Source organism: Flavobacteriaceae bacterium GSB9 (genome assembly GCA_022749295.1).
Lineage (GTDB): Bacteria > Bacteroidota > Bacteroidia > Flavobacteriales > Flavobacteriaceae > Flavisericum.
Genome location: CP062007.1, coordinates 1,580,640 through 1,596,889, shown reverse-complemented (window position 1 = coordinate 1,596,889; position 16,250 = coordinate 1,580,640). Strand labels below are relative to the sequence as shown.

Annotated in this window: 15 protein-coding genes; 8 read left to right on the top strand and 7 right to left on the bottom strand. The window is 36.7% G+C overall.

The genetic code is table 11. From position 1 onward, the window contains the following. From GSB9_01379 to GSB9_01376, 4 genes are all read right to left on the bottom strand, one after another. Entirely contained in the window at nucleotides 1–438 is a 438-nt protein-coding gene (locus GSB9_01379; protein ID UKM64822.1) for a TPM domain-containing protein, read from the bottom strand. Next, a complete protein-coding gene (locus GSB9_01378; protein UKM64821.1) occupies nucleotides 438–1,025 on the bottom strand; it encodes a LemA family protein in 588 nt (195 codons plus the stop codon). The genes GSB9_01379 and GSB9_01378 overlap by 1 nt, the downstream gene beginning before the upstream one ends. 92 nt (nucleotides 1,026–1,117) lie before the next feature. Beyond that, complete coding sequence (locus GSB9_01377) at nucleotides 1,118–1,447, bottom strand: MerR family transcriptional regulator (protein ID UKM64820.1); 330 nt, start codon at nucleotides 1,445–1,447, stop codon at nucleotides 1,118–1,120. Further along, nucleotides 1,447–2,418 (bottom strand): M23 family metallopeptidase, encoded by a 972-nt coding sequence (locus GSB9_01376; GenBank protein UKM64819.1) that lies wholly within the window; start codon nucleotides 2,416–2,418, stop codon nucleotides 1,447–1,449. Before GSB9_01376 ends, GSB9_01377 begins: the two co-directional genes overlap by 1 nt. 185 nt (nucleotides 2,419–2,603) lie before the next feature. On the opposite strand from GSB9_01376, the gene alaS reads away from it, so the two are divergent. The 6 genes from alaS (at nucleotide 2,604) to GSB9_01369 (ending at nucleotide 12,189) form a co-directional block, all read left to right on the top strand. Beyond that, on the top strand, nucleotides 2,604–5,222 hold the full coding sequence (gene alaS / locus GSB9_01375) for an alanine--tRNA ligase (GenBank protein UKM64818.1): 2,619 nt from the start codon (nucleotides 2,604–2,606) through the stop codon (nucleotides 5,220–5,222). A 121-nt stretch (nucleotides 5,223–5,343) separates the two neighbouring features. Further along, the gene (locus GSB9_01374; protein ID UKM64817.1) at nucleotides 5,344–6,309 is read left to right on the top strand and encodes a GSCFA domain-containing protein; all 966 of its coding nucleotides are present in this window, start codon (nucleotides 5,344–5,346) and stop codon (nucleotides 6,307–6,309) included. A gap of 80 nt (nucleotides 6,310–6,389) precedes the next feature. Continuing rightward, the gene (locus GSB9_01373; protein ID UKM64816.1) at nucleotides 6,390–8,240 is read left to right on the top strand and encodes a PQQ-binding-like beta-propeller repeat protein; all 1,851 of its coding nucleotides are present in this window, start codon (nucleotides 6,390–6,392) and stop codon (nucleotides 8,238–8,240) included. A gap of 522 nt (nucleotides 8,241–8,762) precedes the next feature. Next, nucleotides 8,763–10,709 (top strand): sensor histidine kinase, encoded by a 1,947-nt coding sequence (locus GSB9_01371; protein ID UKM64814.1) that lies wholly within the window; start codon nucleotides 8,763–8,765, stop codon nucleotides 10,707–10,709. Between the two features lie 11 nt (nucleotides 10,710–10,720). Then, on the top strand, nucleotides 10,721–11,371 hold the full coding sequence (locus GSB9_01370) for a response regulator transcription factor (GenBank protein ID UKM64813.1): 651 nt from the start codon (nucleotides 10,721–10,723) through the stop codon (nucleotides 11,369–11,371). 203 nt (nucleotides 11,372–11,574) lie between these two features. After that, the gene (locus tag GSB9_01369) at nucleotides 11,575–12,189 is read left to right on the top strand and encodes a DUF4230 domain-containing protein (protein ID UKM64812.1); all 615 of its coding nucleotides are present in this window, start codon (nucleotides 11,575–11,577) and stop codon (nucleotides 12,187–12,189) included. Here GSB9_01369 and GSB9_01368 read toward each other — a convergent pair. Next, nucleotides 12,184–12,489, bottom strand: a complete 306-nt coding sequence (locus GSB9_01368) for a rhodanese-like domain-containing protein (GenBank protein ID UKM64811.1) — start codon at nucleotides 12,487–12,489, stop codon at nucleotides 12,184–12,186. The genes GSB9_01369 and GSB9_01368 overlap by 6 nt on opposite strands. Nucleotides 12,490–12,574: 85 nt before the next feature. Between GSB9_01368 and GSB9_01367 the strand changes: the two genes are divergently transcribed. Next, a complete protein-coding gene (locus GSB9_01367; GenBank protein ID UKM64810.1) occupies nucleotides 12,575–13,327 on the top strand; it encodes an enoyl-CoA hydratase/isomerase family protein in 753 nt (250 codons plus the stop codon). A 65-nt stretch (nucleotides 13,328–13,392) separates the two neighbouring features. Here the strand turns inward: GSB9_01367 and GSB9_01366 are convergent, their stop codons facing one another. Then, a complete protein-coding gene (locus GSB9_01366) occupies nucleotides 13,393–15,159 on the bottom strand; it encodes an aromatic amino acid hydroxylase (protein UKM64809.1) in 1,767 nt (588 codons plus the stop codon). A gap of 347 nt (nucleotides 15,160–15,506) precedes the next feature. Here GSB9_01366 and GSB9_03295 point away from each other — a divergent pair, with 347 nt between their 5' ends. Further along, entirely contained in the window at nucleotides 15,507–15,650 is a 144-nt protein-coding gene (locus GSB9_03295) for a thermonuclease family protein (protein ID UOR30063.1), read from the top strand. A gap of 31 nt (nucleotides 15,651–15,681) precedes the next feature. Here GSB9_03295 and GSB9_01365 read toward each other — a convergent pair whose 3' ends face one another. Then, on the bottom strand, nucleotides 15,682–16,248 hold the full coding sequence (locus GSB9_01365) for a DUF4136 domain-containing protein (GenBank protein UKM64808.1): 567 nt from the start codon (nucleotides 16,246–16,248) through the stop codon (nucleotides 15,682–15,684). Nucleotides 16,249–16,250: the final 2 nt, after the last annotated feature.

Genomic DNA, 16,250 nt, shown 5'->3' with positions numbered 1-16,250 from the left:
CTATCCTTTAGAAATATCGTTTGGAAGTTCGTTGATGTCTGATGCTTTATAAGGAAAAAATGTTTTAAGTTGCTCGCCCGATTTTATGACGCCATCAATTAAACCCTGTTTGAAATGTCCGTTTTTAAAATGTGCTTGTATGATGTTTTTTGTGCTTTCCCAAAAATCGTTTGGTACGGCATTGTTGATTCCTTCATCGCCATAAATGGCAAAGTGCTTGTCGTCAACAGCGACATAAATCAATACACCGTTTTTAAGCTGGGTATTGTCCATTTTTAACATGTGAAAGACCTCCAGAGCTCTGTTTTTTGGGTCACCATTAGTGGTTTTTTCAATATGTACCCGTATTTCGCCAGAAGTATTAAGTTCGGCTTGCCTAATAGCTTCAACAATATCCTGCTCTTCGTCTTGTGTTAAAAAATCTTCAATATTAGACATTAAAATTCAACTTTAGGAGCATTTTCACTACCAGGAGCACTTTTAAAGCGGGCCATTTCTTCAAAACCAAATAAACCGGCCAACAATTTACCTGGGAATTTAGTAGTGAATATATCGTAAGTGTTTACGGCTTCATTGTATCGGTTACGTTCAACATTAATTCTGTTTTCGGTACCTTCTAGTTGCGACTGTAGTTCTTGAAAACTTCTATCGGCCTTCAAATCAGGGTAACGCTCAACGGTTACCAAAAGCCTCGATAATGCACCGCTCAATCCTTGTTGGGCTTGTTGGAATTGGGCTATTTTATCGGGAGTTAAATTGTCAACATCGATGTTAGTTTTAGTCGCCTCAGAACGCGCTTTTATAACGCCTTCTAAAGTTTCTTTTTCGTGGGCAGCGTAACCTTTAACGGTATTAACCAAATTTGGAATTAAATCTGAACGGCGTTGGTAGGCACTTTCAACGTTACTCCAAGCTGTTTTTGCATTGGCTTCGTATTCTACAGCAGTATTGTTGAATCCCTTTGCCCAAGAGTAGATTCCAAAAATAACAACGGCAACAAGTATCCAAGGTAAAAATTTTTTCATGATTAAATAAGTTTAAATTTTATTGTTTGATTATTTGACACAGTTTTTATGCAGAAGTTACGCTTTAAACGTGTTTTTTTGTAAGATTGATTTTAAAGATGTTCTTTTATTTTTATCAACTGGATTTTTATGTTTTCCAGTTTGCTTACAATTTCAAAATTGCTAAGCGCTTGCTTTTTTTCTTCTTTTAAGTGGATTTTTGCACCTTCTAAAGTAAAACCGCGTTCTTTTACCAAGTGGTAGATAAACTTGAGGTTTTTAATGTCTTCGGGAGTAAATTTACGGTTGCCTTTAGCATTTTTTTTGGGTTTAAGTAAATCAAATTCCTTTTCCCAAAACCGAATGAGCGATGTGTTGACACCAAACGCTTTGGCAACTTCGCCAATACCATAATATCGTTTTTCGGGTAGTTCTATATGCATTAGTCAAGCGATTGGTTTTCTAATGAAGCGTGCTCCAATAGTTTGTTAAACTCTTCGGCTGTTAAGCTGCCATAATAGAAGTTAATGGGGTTAATACGGTTACCGTCTTTAAATATTTCGTAGTGCAGATGTGGTGCTTCAGAGCGGCCGGTGCTGCCCACAAAACCAATAAGGTCGCCACGTTTTACCTTTTGGTTTCTTCTAACGTTGTATTTGTAAAGGTGTGCATAAAGGCTGGTGTAGCCATAACCATGATCTATTCTTATGTGTTTGCCATAACCTGATGAATTGCTATCTGCACGCGCAATAACGCCATCACCCGAGGCGTAAACAGGTGTTCCGCGAGGTGCGGTAAAATCCATACCCCAATGCATTTTTCTAACTTTTGTAAATGGGTCTGATCGCATGCCGTAGCCCGAGGCCATTCTGGTTAAATCTTCGTTGCTTACAGGTTGAATGGCCGGAATGGCAGCCAGCAACTTTTCTTTTTCCTCCGCAAGCTTAGCGATTTCGTCTAACGATTTAGATTGAACCACTATTTGCTTTTGAAGCACATCTAAACGCTTATTGCTTTCAATAATCAATTTCGAATTATCAAAACCTTCTAAACTTTTATAGCGATTGATCCCTCCAAAACCAGCTTTTCGCTGTTCGTCAGGAATTGGGTTTGCCTCAAAATAAACACGGTAAATATTGTTGTCTCTTTCGGCTACATTGGCTAAAACGGCTTCGGCTTGATCCATTTTTTTATTCAGCAATTCAAACTGTAATTTTGTGTTTTCCAATTCACGTTTTAAAGCGCGTTCCTTGGGCGATTCCAGAAACTGACTGGCTATAAAAATAAAGATAAAGGCAAAGAAACCTGAGGCTAAAATAAACAAAGAAGCATACTTAAACGTGGTTCTTTTCTTTCGCTCTATCTTTCGGTAAGAAAGCGATTCTGGATCGTAATAATATTTTACCTTACTCATTGTTTAAATTATACTATTTTTGCGCTTGATAAACTTTGATTACAAACGGCAAATTTTGTAAAAAACGAACAAACCAATAAAATATTATAGACCAAATTGGTTTGGCTGATTTAAAATTAGGGAGAGTAAAGATAAAAATTGTTTTGTAATTAATACTAAATAACTGAAAAGAGAATAATTGATATATGAAGTCTCAAGACATCCGTTCTAAGTTTTTAAGTTTTTTTGAAGATAAAAAGCATAGTATTGTGCCATCTGCTCCAATGGTGTTGAAAAACGACCCTACGTTAATGTTTGTAAATGCAGGGATGGTGCCTTTTAAGGAATATTTTTTGGGAAATGCCAAACCAAAAAATACCCGTGTTACCGATTCCCAAAAGTGTTTGCGCGTTTCTGGTAAACATAACGATTTAGATGAGGTGGGCTACGATACTTATCACCACACTCTATTTGAAATGTTGGGAAACTGGAGTTTTGGCGATTACTTTAAAAAGGAAGCCATTGCATGGTCTTGGGAATTGCTTACCGAAGTTTTCGGCATCGATAAAGATATTTTATATGTTACCGTTTTTGAAGGAAGTAAAGAAGACGGGTTAGGTATGGATACCGAAGCTTACGATCTTTGGAAACAGCATATTTCTGAAGACCGCATTTTAAAAGGCGACAAAAAGGATAATTTCTGGGAAATGGGTGACCAAGGTCCATGTGGGCCATGTAGCGAAATTCATGTGGATATCCGTTCGGCTGAAGAAAAAGCGAAAATTCCAGGAAAAGATTTAGTAAACCAAGACCATCCTCAAGTTGTGGAAATCTGGAACTTGGTTTTTATCCAATTTAACCGCAAAGCCAACGGAAGTTTAGAAACGTTGCCCAACAAACACATCGATACTGGTATGGGCTTCGAGCGTTTGTGTATGGTGCTTCAAGGGGTGCAGTCTAATTACGATACCGATGTGTTTACGCCGCTAATTCGTGAACTGGAGACCATCACCGATAAAAAATATGGCAAAGACGAGATGACCGATGTGGCCATTCGCGTGATTTCAGACCATGTCCGTGCCGTGGCCTTTTCAATTGCCGATGGTCAATTGCCTAGCAGCACAGGTGCCGGTTATGTTATCCGCAGGATTTTACGCCGAGCTGTGCGTTACGGGTTCACTTTTCTAGATAAAAAGGAACCGTTTATTTATAGGTTGGTCGATGTGTTGAATGAAAAAATGGGACAGGCCTTTCCTGAAATAAAAAACCAAAAAACACTCGTAGAAAATGTTATAAAGGAAGAGGAACAGTCCTTTTTGCGCACTTTAGATCAAGGTTTGGTGTTGTTGAACCGAATAGTTGAAGAAACCCAAGGTAATACCGTTTCTGGCGAAAAGGCTTTCGAATTATATGATACCTACGGTTTTCCAATCGATTTAACGGGCTTGATCCTTTCTGAAAAAGGCTTGAAACTTGATGAAAAAGGATTTAATAAAGAACTTCAAAAGCAAAAAGACCGTTCGCGTGCCGCTAGTGGAATCAATGCCGACGATTGGGTAATTGTAAAGGAAGATGCCGAAACTGAGTTTGTGGGTTACGATACGCTTGAAACCCAAGTGAAATTAACCCGTTACCGAAAAGTTTGTACAAAAAAAGAGGGCGATATGTACCAGTTGGTGTTCAATATAACGCCGTTTTATCCTGAAGGTGGCGGACAAGTGGGCGATAAGGGGTATTTAGAAGATGCCCATGGCGATGTGGTTTATATTCTCGATACCAAAAAGGAAAACAATTTGATTATCCATTTTGCGAAAAACTTACCAGAGCACATCAACGAATCGTTTAAAGCCGTTGTAGATGAAACGCATAGAAGTCAAATCGAAAGCAATCACACCGCAACGCATTTGTTGCACCAAGCGTTAAGGGAAGTTTTGGGAACACATGTAGAACAAAAGGGAAGTGCTGTAAATGCTGATTATTTACGCTTCGATTTTTCACATTTCTCAAAATTAACACCTGAAGAACTTCAAGATGTTGAAGATTTTGTAAATCGAAGAATTGAAGGTAAACTGCCTTTAGAAGAAAAACGAAATACACCAAAAGAAGAAGCCATAGCCGATGGTGCCATGAGTTTGTTTGGCGAAAAATATGGTGATACAGTAAGATCTGTAAGATTTGGAAAGTCTATTGAGCTGTGCGGTGGCACCCACGTTAACAATACGGCCGATATTTGGCATTTTAAAATTTTATCTGAAGGAGCCGTGGCAGCGGGAATAAGAAGGATAGAGGCTATTACCAATAACGCTACTAAAAATTATTATTTTGAAAATAACCAGGCGTTTATTGAAATGAAAGCCTTGTTGAATAATGCCAAAGAACCTGTAAAAGCGCTGACTAATCTGCAGGAAGAAAACAATACGCTTAAAAAACAGATTGAAGCACTATTAAAGGATAAAGCCAAAAATATAAAGAGTGAGTTAAAAAGTGAACTTCAAGATGTCAATGGTGTGCAGTTTTTAGCTAAAAAATTAGATTTGGATGCTGCTGGATTAAAGGATGTTGCATTCGAGTTGGGTGGTGAGCAAAACAATTTGTTTTTACTCTTGGCAGCCGAGCAAAACGGTAAGGCGCTTTTATCGTGCTATATTTCAAAAGAATTGGTAGCTGAAAAAGGTTTGAATGCCGGACAGGTAGTTAGAGAACTTGGAAAGTTTATTCAAGGCGGCGGTGGCGGACAGCCATTTTTTGCGACAGCGGGCGGTAAAAATCCAGCCGGAATAGATCAAGCACTTAAACAAGCTGGTGAAATCATTAAGGTGATATAAATTCGTTACAAACTTGTTTTGTTCTAAACATATACAAAAGTTACTGGGACATATATTTTATGGCTCAGTAACTTTCCTGTTTTTGGAGCCATAGGATTTAGAAACTTTGTAACTTTAACAGATGAAACTTCAAACTCAAATACCATTAAAAAAACAGTCTGAAAATTTAATAGACTACCATGCTGATATTTTGCTTTTGGGGTCATGCTTTTCAGATAATATTGGGAAAAAGCTGGATTATTTCAAATTTAAAAACCTTAAAAACCCTTTCGGAATTTTATTCCATCCAAAAGCTATAGAAAATTTAGTTGAGCGTGCTTTAAATGAAGATACATATTCAGAAAAGGATATTTTTTTTCTTAATGAGCAGTGGCATTGTTTTGATGGGCATTCTAAACTGAGCTCGGTTTCGAAAGACGAATTGCTTGGCAACCTAAACAGCAGTATTGAATTAATGCGGCAACAGATTAAGCATTCAACGCATGTTGTAATCACTTTGGGTACAGCTTGGGTATACCGATTCAACAAAACAGAAAACATAGTAGCCAATTGCCATAAAGTACCTCAAAAAGAATTTTCAAAGGAATTATTGTCGGTTGAAGACATTTCAAATTCATTAAAAAACATTTCAGCATCTATTATAAAGGTAAATCCAAAGACTACAATCATTTTTACGGTTTCTCCAATCCGTCACCTCAAAGATGGTTTTGTTGAAAATAGCAGAAGCAAAGCGCATTTAATTTCTGGAATTTATCAATTTTTGAATAAGAATTCGAGTACTTACCTTAACCAATTGTTCTATTTTCCATCGTACGAAATCATGATGGACGAATTGCGTGATTACCGCTATTACGCAGAAGATATGCTTCATCCCAACCAAACGGCAATAAACTATATTTGGGAAAAATTTTTATTGGTATGGATGTCTTCAAAAGCCTTGAAAACTATGGAAGAAGTTGAGCATATTCAAAAAGGACTTCAGCATAAACCTTTCAACCCAAAGTCTGAAGCGCATCTTCTATTTCTTCAAAAGTTAGAATCTGAAAAACAGCTGATTAAGTCTCAATTTTCTCATATCGTATTTTAAATATACGTAATTCATCGTATTGATTGCCCTCGTTTAAAATTGCAGATTTGTTGAACTATTAACCAATAAAATATTCAACAATGAGACATTTAAGAGCTTATATATTGCTGTTCGCAGTTTTGTTAATAGCAAATGTAACACAGGCGCAAAAAGCAGAAGCGCCAGATTTCAAGTACGAACTTGATGGAAATATAGAAAAAATGACACTAACCAGTTCTGGCGTGTTGCTGATTACGCACGGTAAGGGACTGGCTGGAATTAAACCAGGTCAAGATGGATTGTTATTCAATTTCAATGATTACGGAAAGGTAAAAGAAGAAGAAGTATACATTGTCCCCAATTCACCGTATGTTATGGTGGGGCAGGCTGGCTTTGGCGGAATTTCAGCGAAACAGAGCGTTATTGATGTGGTTTCCGGAAAACGCTTGTTCGATACCAAAGCCAATGGTTGGAAAGCTGCAGGGCAGCCAACATTATTACTGCCTGAAAATAAACTGATAGTTTCTGGGCAACGTACTGCCAAGGAAAAATATGCCCAAGCCGTTGGAATTTATGATTTGGGAACCGGTAATGAAGAAAAACTCTTCAAACTAAAAGGGAGTAACTCGCTAACTGGAAGTGCTTCCATTATTAATGGTGGCGTTATTTTACCAACTTTTAAAGGCATTTACAGAATTGATATGGCTACTGGTGCCGAAAGTTGGGTGGTAGACCTCAAAAATGTAGCTTACGTTATTGAAGCAGAAGATGGGAAGTCGATGTATGCCTTTCAGGTTAAAGGTAAGAACCACGAAATTCATAAAATAGGTGCTAACGGTAATGAAATGTGGAGCGATGGTAAAAAACTTAAAGGTATGGTTTCCAATTTTGAAGTTACCCCAAAAGGTTTGGCTATAGTTAGCGATGTTGCAGACACGGGTAAAAAAGGCTTGGCAAAGTTAGCTGCTGCAAAAGCCCAAAGTAATATTTCATTCCTCTCATCGAGTACAGGTGAAGATTTATGGGAAAAGGCACCTAAAACCAAAGGCTATGTGCAGCATTTTTATATTATGGATGACGGTATTCTTTTCGGAATTGGTGAAGGCGGAATTAACAAAATCTCATACGATGGTAATCCGTTGTTTAAAAAGCCTTTAAAAACAGGGGAAAACATTCACACCATGGCTTTGACCAAACAAGGTATGATTTACATTACCGATAGTGATGCCGATATTATTAATTTGGATACTGGTGAATCCATTTGGAACAAACCCATAAAATACAAAAGTGCTAAATCGGTTTCTAGTACTTACGATGAGGCCCACGGCCGTTACTTAATTAGCACTGGTGAAGAAATTATCGCTATTGATGAAAACTCGGGCGATATCGGTACTTTGGCTACATATAAGTTCGACGGCAAAGAATATCCATCAAGTATCGATTTGAGAGACGATGGGTTATTGTTGGCATCAGATCAAAACTTGATGATGCTAGATTTTGATGGTAAAGAAAAGTTTCATGAATATTATCGTCCGCCAGGTAAAAGTGCTTTTGCCGTTGTTGCTTTGGCAGCTATGACAGTAGCTTCGACCGTGATGATGGCCGACGCATCAGCCCGAGCAGGTGCCAACAAAAACTATTTGGGCCAATACAACCAATATGGTGCACAGAAAAAGCGAGAGGCCGATATGTTTGCTGCTATTGCAACCGCATCGTTTAATGAGATGGCCAAAAGGTTTAGAGCAACTGCCGCTACAGAAAATGCGCAGTTCATTTTAACAAAATTGGATGATGGCGTTGGGCTTGTAAAAGTGAATAAAGATTCAGGAACAGTTGATAAAGAAATCATCTTAAAAGATAAAAAACCAACCTACGAAGTTGATAAATTTGGGGGAATGCTTTACTATCAGGCAGGCAAGAATGGCATTTACGCCTACGACCTTCAAAAATAAATCTTGTTGTTGTGATTTTTCATGATTAAGTGTGATATTAACACTATTGCGCTTAATCTTTTTTTATCACATTTTGTCGAAAAATTAGCTAAGGTTCAACATATTACGTTAAATTTAGGATGCTATTAATCAGTTCATATCAAAAGGCACCAATTCTTCATTATGGTAAAACATTTGAAGATTGGTGTTTTTTCGTTCAAGATTTAAATATTGTATTCAAAATTGATTTGTAATCATGATGTTCGATGTTTTGACTGTGGTAATTATTTTAATGTTTAAGGCATTAGTAATTTTTTTGGTTAGGGTTTTTGTAGGTACCCAAAGTTTGAAAAAAGAAGGACGCACTAACCTACAATTATTGGAAAATAGTCTTGTTCGAGAAGGCAAGAAAAACACCTTATATATGAATAAGCTAAATTTAATAGACCAATTTCACGAATCGCTTTTTAATCGGCTTTTCAAAATAACTAGGGAGATTCTCTTACTGCAAAAGTTAACCCTAGATGAGTATCCCTAATATTTATGTTGAAAAAAGTCTTCTCAGCCTTATTTGTACTATTTGCGTTTTACGGACTCTCTCAAAGTCCTAAAAAGCACATTGATAGTTTAAAACAAGTTTTGGCTTCAAATCCTAAAGATTCCATTCGGGTTAAATCGTATAGCGATTTATGTTGGTATTATCGAACGGTTTCGGCCGACTCAGCTTTCGCCTACGGAAAAAAAGCGCTTAGCCTAGCAAAACAAACCAAAAATGAGCAGGGTATTGCCCAAGCTTATAACGATTTGGGTATTTTATATTATGATATTTCCGATTTTAATACGGCCATCGCCTACTACAAAAATGCGATGGACTACCGTGAAGGAGTAAAAGATTCCATGGGCATGGCTAGTGCCTATAATAAATTAGGAATTGCCTATAAACGGTTGTTTAAAATGGATTCCGCCATATTTTATGCTACCAACGCATTAAAAATATATCAGGCTAAAAACCATTTAAAATATGCGTCAATCATAAAAAATAACATAGGGAATATATATCACGATCTCAAGCAGTACGATAAAGCTCTAGAAACCTATTTAGAAGTAGTAAGCACTTATAAAGGCATTAACGATTTAATTGGATTGTCTCATTCATATACCAACATAGGTAATGTTTATTTGTCTTTAAAAGATACTGTACAATCTTTAAACTATTACAAAAAGGGTGTTGAGATATCTAAAAGTAACGGTTTTAAAAAGGAGCTTGGTACACTTTACAATAATATTGGCGGAATTTATAAAGAGCAAAATAAATACCGTGAAGCTATGGAAGCTTTTGAAAAATCCTTAAAAATAAGACAAGAAATTCGTGACAATTATGGCGTGGCAAGTACGGTAATTAATATGGGGAGTGTACTTGTTTCCACTGGAGCGCTGCGTAGCGCCGAAAAAAATTTGAGATTAGGACTAAAACTGGCTAAAGAAACCGATGCAAAAGAACTTCAACAAGGGGCCTATAGTTCATTGTTATCGTATTATGCAATTAAGAAAAATGCAGACAGTGTACTTCATTACCAAAAGCTGTACAAAAGTATTCAGGACTCTATTTTTAGTGATCGCGTAACAAAAGAGGTGGCCGAGATTCAGGAAAAATACAATGCCTCACAACGAGAAAAGCAAATTTTAATGCAACGTACCAATTTGGCCGAAAAGGAGCTGGATATCTCTAGGAAAAATATGCAGTTGTTGGGTTTAGGGGTGTTGGTAGTTGTTGCCTTACTATTGGGTTATATGCTCTATGCAAAACAAAAACTAAAAACCCGTCAGTTACGAAAGGAAAGTGAGCTAAAAGAGGCTTTAATCAAAATAGAAACACAAAACAGATTACAAGAGCAACGCTTAAGAATATCAAGAGATTTGCACGATAATATTGGCGCCCAACTTACTTTTATTATTTCGTCTGTAGAGAATTTGCAGTACGGATTTAAAATAACCAACGAAAAACTAACCGATAAGTTAAATGGTATCAGCAATTTTACAAAAAAAACCATTGCTGAGTTACGCGATACGATTTGGGCCATGAATAAAAGAGCCATTACTTTAGAGGATTTACAGGCGAGAATATCCAATTTTATCGATAATGCCAACTTGTCGTCTAGCGGAATTAACTTCGAGTTTAATGTCAATTCAAATGTGGAAAAAACGGTAGGATTTACATCGGTAAAAGGTATGAATATTTATAGAATTATGCAGGAATCTATTAACAATGCTTTAAAATATGCCCAGCCAACAGTAGTCCAAATCGATATAAAAAAAGACAAAGGCAAGATTGTGTTTGCTGTTACCGATAACGGGGTTGGGTTTAACGAAACCGAAGTAGAAAAAGGTAACGGCCTTAACAATATGCAAAAACGCGCAGACGAAATAGGGGCCGTTTTAAAAATAGAAAGTCGTCTTAATTCGGGAACAAAAATAGCTTTAACCTGTTAAAAATCTGTAATGTGAAAATAAAAATAGCCATAGCAGACGATAACACATTTTTAATAAACATGGTGGCCGAAAAATTATCATTTTTTGATGATTTGGAATTAAAATTTTCTGCCTTGAACGGTGCTGTTTTGCTTGAAAAAATTGAAGAAAATCATAATATTGATGTGGTTTTAATGGATATAGAAATGCCTGTTTTGAACGGTATCGATGCCACCGAACAGATTAAGAAAAAGTATCCGCATATTAAAATAATTATGCTCACTGTGTTTGATAACGACGAGAATATCTTTAATGCCATAAAAGCAGGGGCTGATGGCTATTTGCTTAAAGAGATTAATGCAAAAGGTTTGCAATCGGGTATTATTGAAACACTAAATGGAGGTGCTGCAATGAATCCGTCAATTGCATTAAAAACCCTAAAATTGTTAAGAAATCCGTTCGAAATTCAAGGGGAGCAAGAAAAGGAAAATATAAAATTAACAGGAAGGGAAATAGATGTTTTAGAGCAGCTGAGTAAAGGGTTAAGTTATAACGCCATTGCCGATAACCTTATTCTGTCGGTAGGCACGGTAAGGAAACATATTGAAAATATCTACAAAAAACTACAAGTTCACAACAAATTAGAGGCGGTACAAAAGGCTAAAAAAAATAACTTGATTTAATAATTGCTTAACTCCGCGTTAATATTTAAAATGCTTAAATAGCATAATTTTACACCGTAAATAAAAAATAGTTTTTGCATTAGTTAGACTTCATATGTCGAAGGAAACTAATGTTTTTTTTGCTGTTTATACAAATGCCTATTCTAAACTCCAACGGTAATTTTTTAAGCGGTTTCTTGCCAAATTATTTATAAATTAGCTTTATGAGAAAAATTCTATTTGGCGTTGTTATTACCTTGGTCGTGCTTTTTACTTTAAAATATTGTGGAGAAAAAAAAGAAGACAAAATAGTGCTCCGCGAAAATTCGGCGCTTATCCAAAAGCAAATAAAAAACGTTGGTAAACTAATCGTAACCGAAGGCCATTTCAGTGAGGTGTTTAATTATAAAAATTCAAAGGATATTTTTGGAGATTACCTCACCGTTGAAAAAAAGGCTCTTGTTGTTGTAAATGCCGATGTAACGGTAGCCTACGATTTAAGTAAAATTGAATTTGAAATCAATGAAGAGACCAAAACACTAACCGTTCTTAACATTCCAGATGAAGAAATAAAGATTAGTCCAGATTTTGAGTATTACGATATCCAAGCAGACTTTTTAAACCCGTTTGAAGCCAAAGATTATAATGACATAAAAAATATTGTAACAGCTTCATTGAATAAAAAAATCGCCGCTTCAGATTTAAAGAAAAATGCCAAAAATCGATTGATTAGTGAGCTTTCAAAATTCTATATATTAACCAATTCTTTAGGTTGGACCATGACATACAATCATATCCCAATTTCTACACCCGAAATGCTTGAAAAAATAAATTTATAATTTGCTTTTCAGGCTAATCCAACCGCCACCATTAGTAGCGTCAATATTGTTAAGATTTAAAAATTTGGCGGCTTTGGCCGATCTTACACCGCTTTGGCAGCAAACTACCACCGGCTTGTTTAGGCGCTTAATTTTATCTACGTTTTCGGTTAAATCATCCAAAGGTACGTGCATGGCATTTTCAATATGCCCGGCATCCCACTCTCTTTTGCTCCTAACGTCTAAAATTATGGCTCCTTTTTCCAAATATCGCTTTACCTGTCGCTTTTTTGATCCAAAAATAAAATCTAAAAATCCCATAATTTTTACTTTTTTTAAAACTAGCTAAATAATTTTACAAAATGAAATTTGTATATTCCTCATTTAAATAATTCCTAAAAAAAACATGGAAAACCCTTATGTTACGCTCACAATAGACAATGGTGTAGGTTATGTTGAGTTTTTTCACCCTAGTAGAAACGCTATGCCCACAGAGGTGCTCAATAATTTGGAGCAAACCATAATTGAAGCGGGTAACAACAAGAGTATAAAAGTAGTTGTTTTAAAAAGCGGAGGTAACCGAACGTTCTGTGCAGGTGCCAGTTTCAATGAGCTTATTGCGATTGAAGATTCTAAAACTGGAAAACAATTTTTTATGGGGTTTGCCAATGTAATAAATACCATGCGTAAATGCCCTAAACCAATTATTGGCAGAGTGCAAGGAAAAGCCGTAGGCGGTGGTGTAGGGCTAATTGCTGCAGCCGATTATTGTTTGGCAACAACATACGCCTCTATCAAATTAAGCGAGCTTAGTATTGGTATTGGCCCTTTTGTGATAGAACCAGCGGTGTCTAGAAAAATAGGAAGTACGGCTATGTCCCAAATGACAATTAATGCAGAAGCATTTTTTTCGGCTGAATACGGAAAAGACAAAGGGTTGTTTGCTGAAGTGTTTGAAACCACCGAAGCATTAGATGAAGCCGTAAAAAGTTTAGCCGAAAAACTAGCTGCATATAATCCCGAAGCTTTAAAAGAAATGAAAAAAGTATTTTGGAAAAATACCGATCATTGGGATGACCTGTTGCCAGAAAGAGCCGAAATTAGCGGCCAATTGGTTTTAAGTAAGTTTACCAAAAAAAACTTAAAGCGATTTAGGTAGCAATTAAAATAATGTCAACTGAACTTGTTTTAAGGCACGTCATTAATACAGGTTTTACAAAGAGTTTAGAGTGAAGAAATACTTTGCTTATTGTGAATTATTTCCAGACCATTGTCAATCAAGTGTCCTAAATTTGGGCTGTTTTGTTTTATGTTTTTCAGGTGTTCTAAAATAATTTCGCATAATTTCTTTTCATTACCATTAAAGGCTAATTCATAAATTTCAACAGGGAGTAGCCAATCGTTGGGGTGTTTTTCAATGAGTTGCTCTAAAACTTTGGTCCTTGAAATAGTACGATTTTTACCTTCTCTGTAATCTCTAACTTGTTGGTATAGTGTTTCGAGTTCAATACGTTCTTTAGATTTTTTAATGTGAATAGTTTCCGAAGACGGTTTGTGGGTTATCAAATCAAAACTATTGTAGTCGGCCGGTCCCGCAAAAGCTGATGTTATTTCTTTGCCAATTGCCATATGATAAATGCCACATTCAGGTTTAAATAACAATTTATCGAGGTGTTTAACCGTACAGTTTTTAAAACTGATTAAAATAATTTTTCCTTGAAGGTTGCGTTTGCCGGTAATAATTTCACCAGTTACGGTTATGTCACCTTCAAATTCTAAAGTTGTACTTTTTTCTTCGTAAATATTATAGGCATTTAAATCTCTAGGGCTCATATCTTCAATGGCTAAATTAATGCCTTTTAGTTTGCCAATAGGAAAACCAAATTGCTTGGAGTGTACATTGATACCATGGCCAACAAGCTCTTTTTCTCGGTAAGAAAGGGCTGTTTTTCCACAAGTTTGAACGTAAATGGGCTTTCCTTCATGCTCAAAAACCTCGTTGAAGATGCCTGATATTTGTAACCCTGTACTGAGTTCTATCGTGCCTAAAGCTTCAGATTCTATAAGCTTCTTTACACCCGATAGACCACCTTTGCGTAGCACCATGGTGTTTGCAAATTCTTCTAAAACTAAGCTAAGATGTGCAAAATCGGGTGTTACAAAAAGTTGTGGTTGGGGTTTGGTAATGTCAAAATCTTGGTAAGCGGCTTCAATGGTGTAGGCTTCTTTTTTGACTTCATCGGTTAGGCACCAAGCACTTTCGCCAATAGATGATAGAAGTCCCGCACCATATATTTTCGGGTTGTCAATTGTGCCTATCAAGCCGTATTCTACGGTCCACCAATGTAAATTTCTTATCAGGGCCATTTCACTTGGTTTTCCCATGTTTTTTTGAAGGCTTTCTACTTTTTTTTCCGCGGAAGCGATATCACCTGTATTGCTGTTGGGCGCTTCTTTTATAATAGATAAATGCCTGACGGCTTCGTAAAGCTCGTAGTCTTTGGCAGATGAGATTGCCTTACAGCCAATTTCTCCAAAGCGCCGTAAATACTCGGCATATTCGGGGTTAGCTATTATTGGGGCATGACCGGCACCCTCATGGATAATGTCTGGGGCAGGGGTGTATTCAATATGTTCCAATTGCCTGATATCGCTGGCGATTACCAAAACATTGTAGGCTTGAAACTCCATAAAAGCGTTGGGTGGAATAAAACCATCAACGGCAACGGCTGCCCAGCCTATGTCTTTTAAAATGCGGTTCATACCGTACATGTTAGGTATGCTGTTAACCGATATGCCCGTTTGGTTTAGTCCCACAACGTAAGATTTGTGAGCCACTTGACTTAAAAAGTCAACATTTTTGCGCATAACGTAACGCCAAACGGCTTGATCGACCGCAGAATATTGCTCGTAATTTTGCGGCTTTATAAACTGCTTTAAATGTTTGGGTAAACGATTTAAAATAGGATTGGTCTCAATGTTATTGGGCATGGTCTGGATTTCTAAGTGAACTAATATAAAAATACGAAATATTCATTAAATGAAGGTTTTTATTGATTTAATCTAATTACTGTTATTTGAAACTACAGGAATACTGAATATTTTTAAATATTTTACAAAAACAATCGTTATTTAAAAATTAAGAAGTTATGTATAGTTGCCGAACAAAAATTATTGATGTTTACGAAGCCGACATGGTTACAGCCCTTTTAGTTTTAGGTTTTCAACATTTTTAGAAAATGAAACTTGATTTATATGGAATATATACCCAGAGCTGCGAGGTGAAGAAAGGGAAGAAGGTTTGAAAGTCCTTGATATTTTAGGGGGATATGAAATAATTGGATAAAGAGGTGGGAATACTTTCGTATAAAGACAAACAAGGAAAATACGGCCGCTACTTGGCTAATATCGTATTAGAAGATGGTTTAGAAGTCAACCAATGGTTAGTGGATAATGGCCATGCCAAACCTTATTTTCCATAAAAAAAGTACCAAATTGGTACTTTTTTGTGTTTTATTGTTGCGTATTGGGCGGATATTTCATCATTATTTCAGAAACAAATTCTTTAATACGTTCTTCCTTTTTCTCAACATTTTTGCTCAGATACCCTGTGCCCATACCTTGCCAAACCAGTTCTTTTTTATCGGCATCAATAAGGTCTATGTAAAGCGTTCCTTGGGTGCTCACCGATGTGCTAGGTTGGTTCCAACCCCATCCCCAACCGGGTCCGAAGCCGCCCCAAGGGCCCCAACCGCCCCATCCCCAGGCACCGTAGCCCCAGGCGTTGTTATATACATCAACACGTTGTTGTGATTTTGTAAACAGGCTTACTAATAAATCGGGGTTTTCAGATTTGGTAAAGCCTTTGGCTAATAGTTCGGCCTCTATGGCACGTAAAATGCGGCGTTTGTCTAAATCGCTTATTTCGGCTTTATCAATGCCCGTTTTAAAAAAGGCAAAGGTTTTGTAATCGCTAAACGTTGCATTTTTATCATAATCGGCAGCTGTTCGGATGGAACTGCACGAACTCATCACAAGTAGCAAAGCTAAAAGCGGTATGGTTTTTAGTAATTTTTTCATAG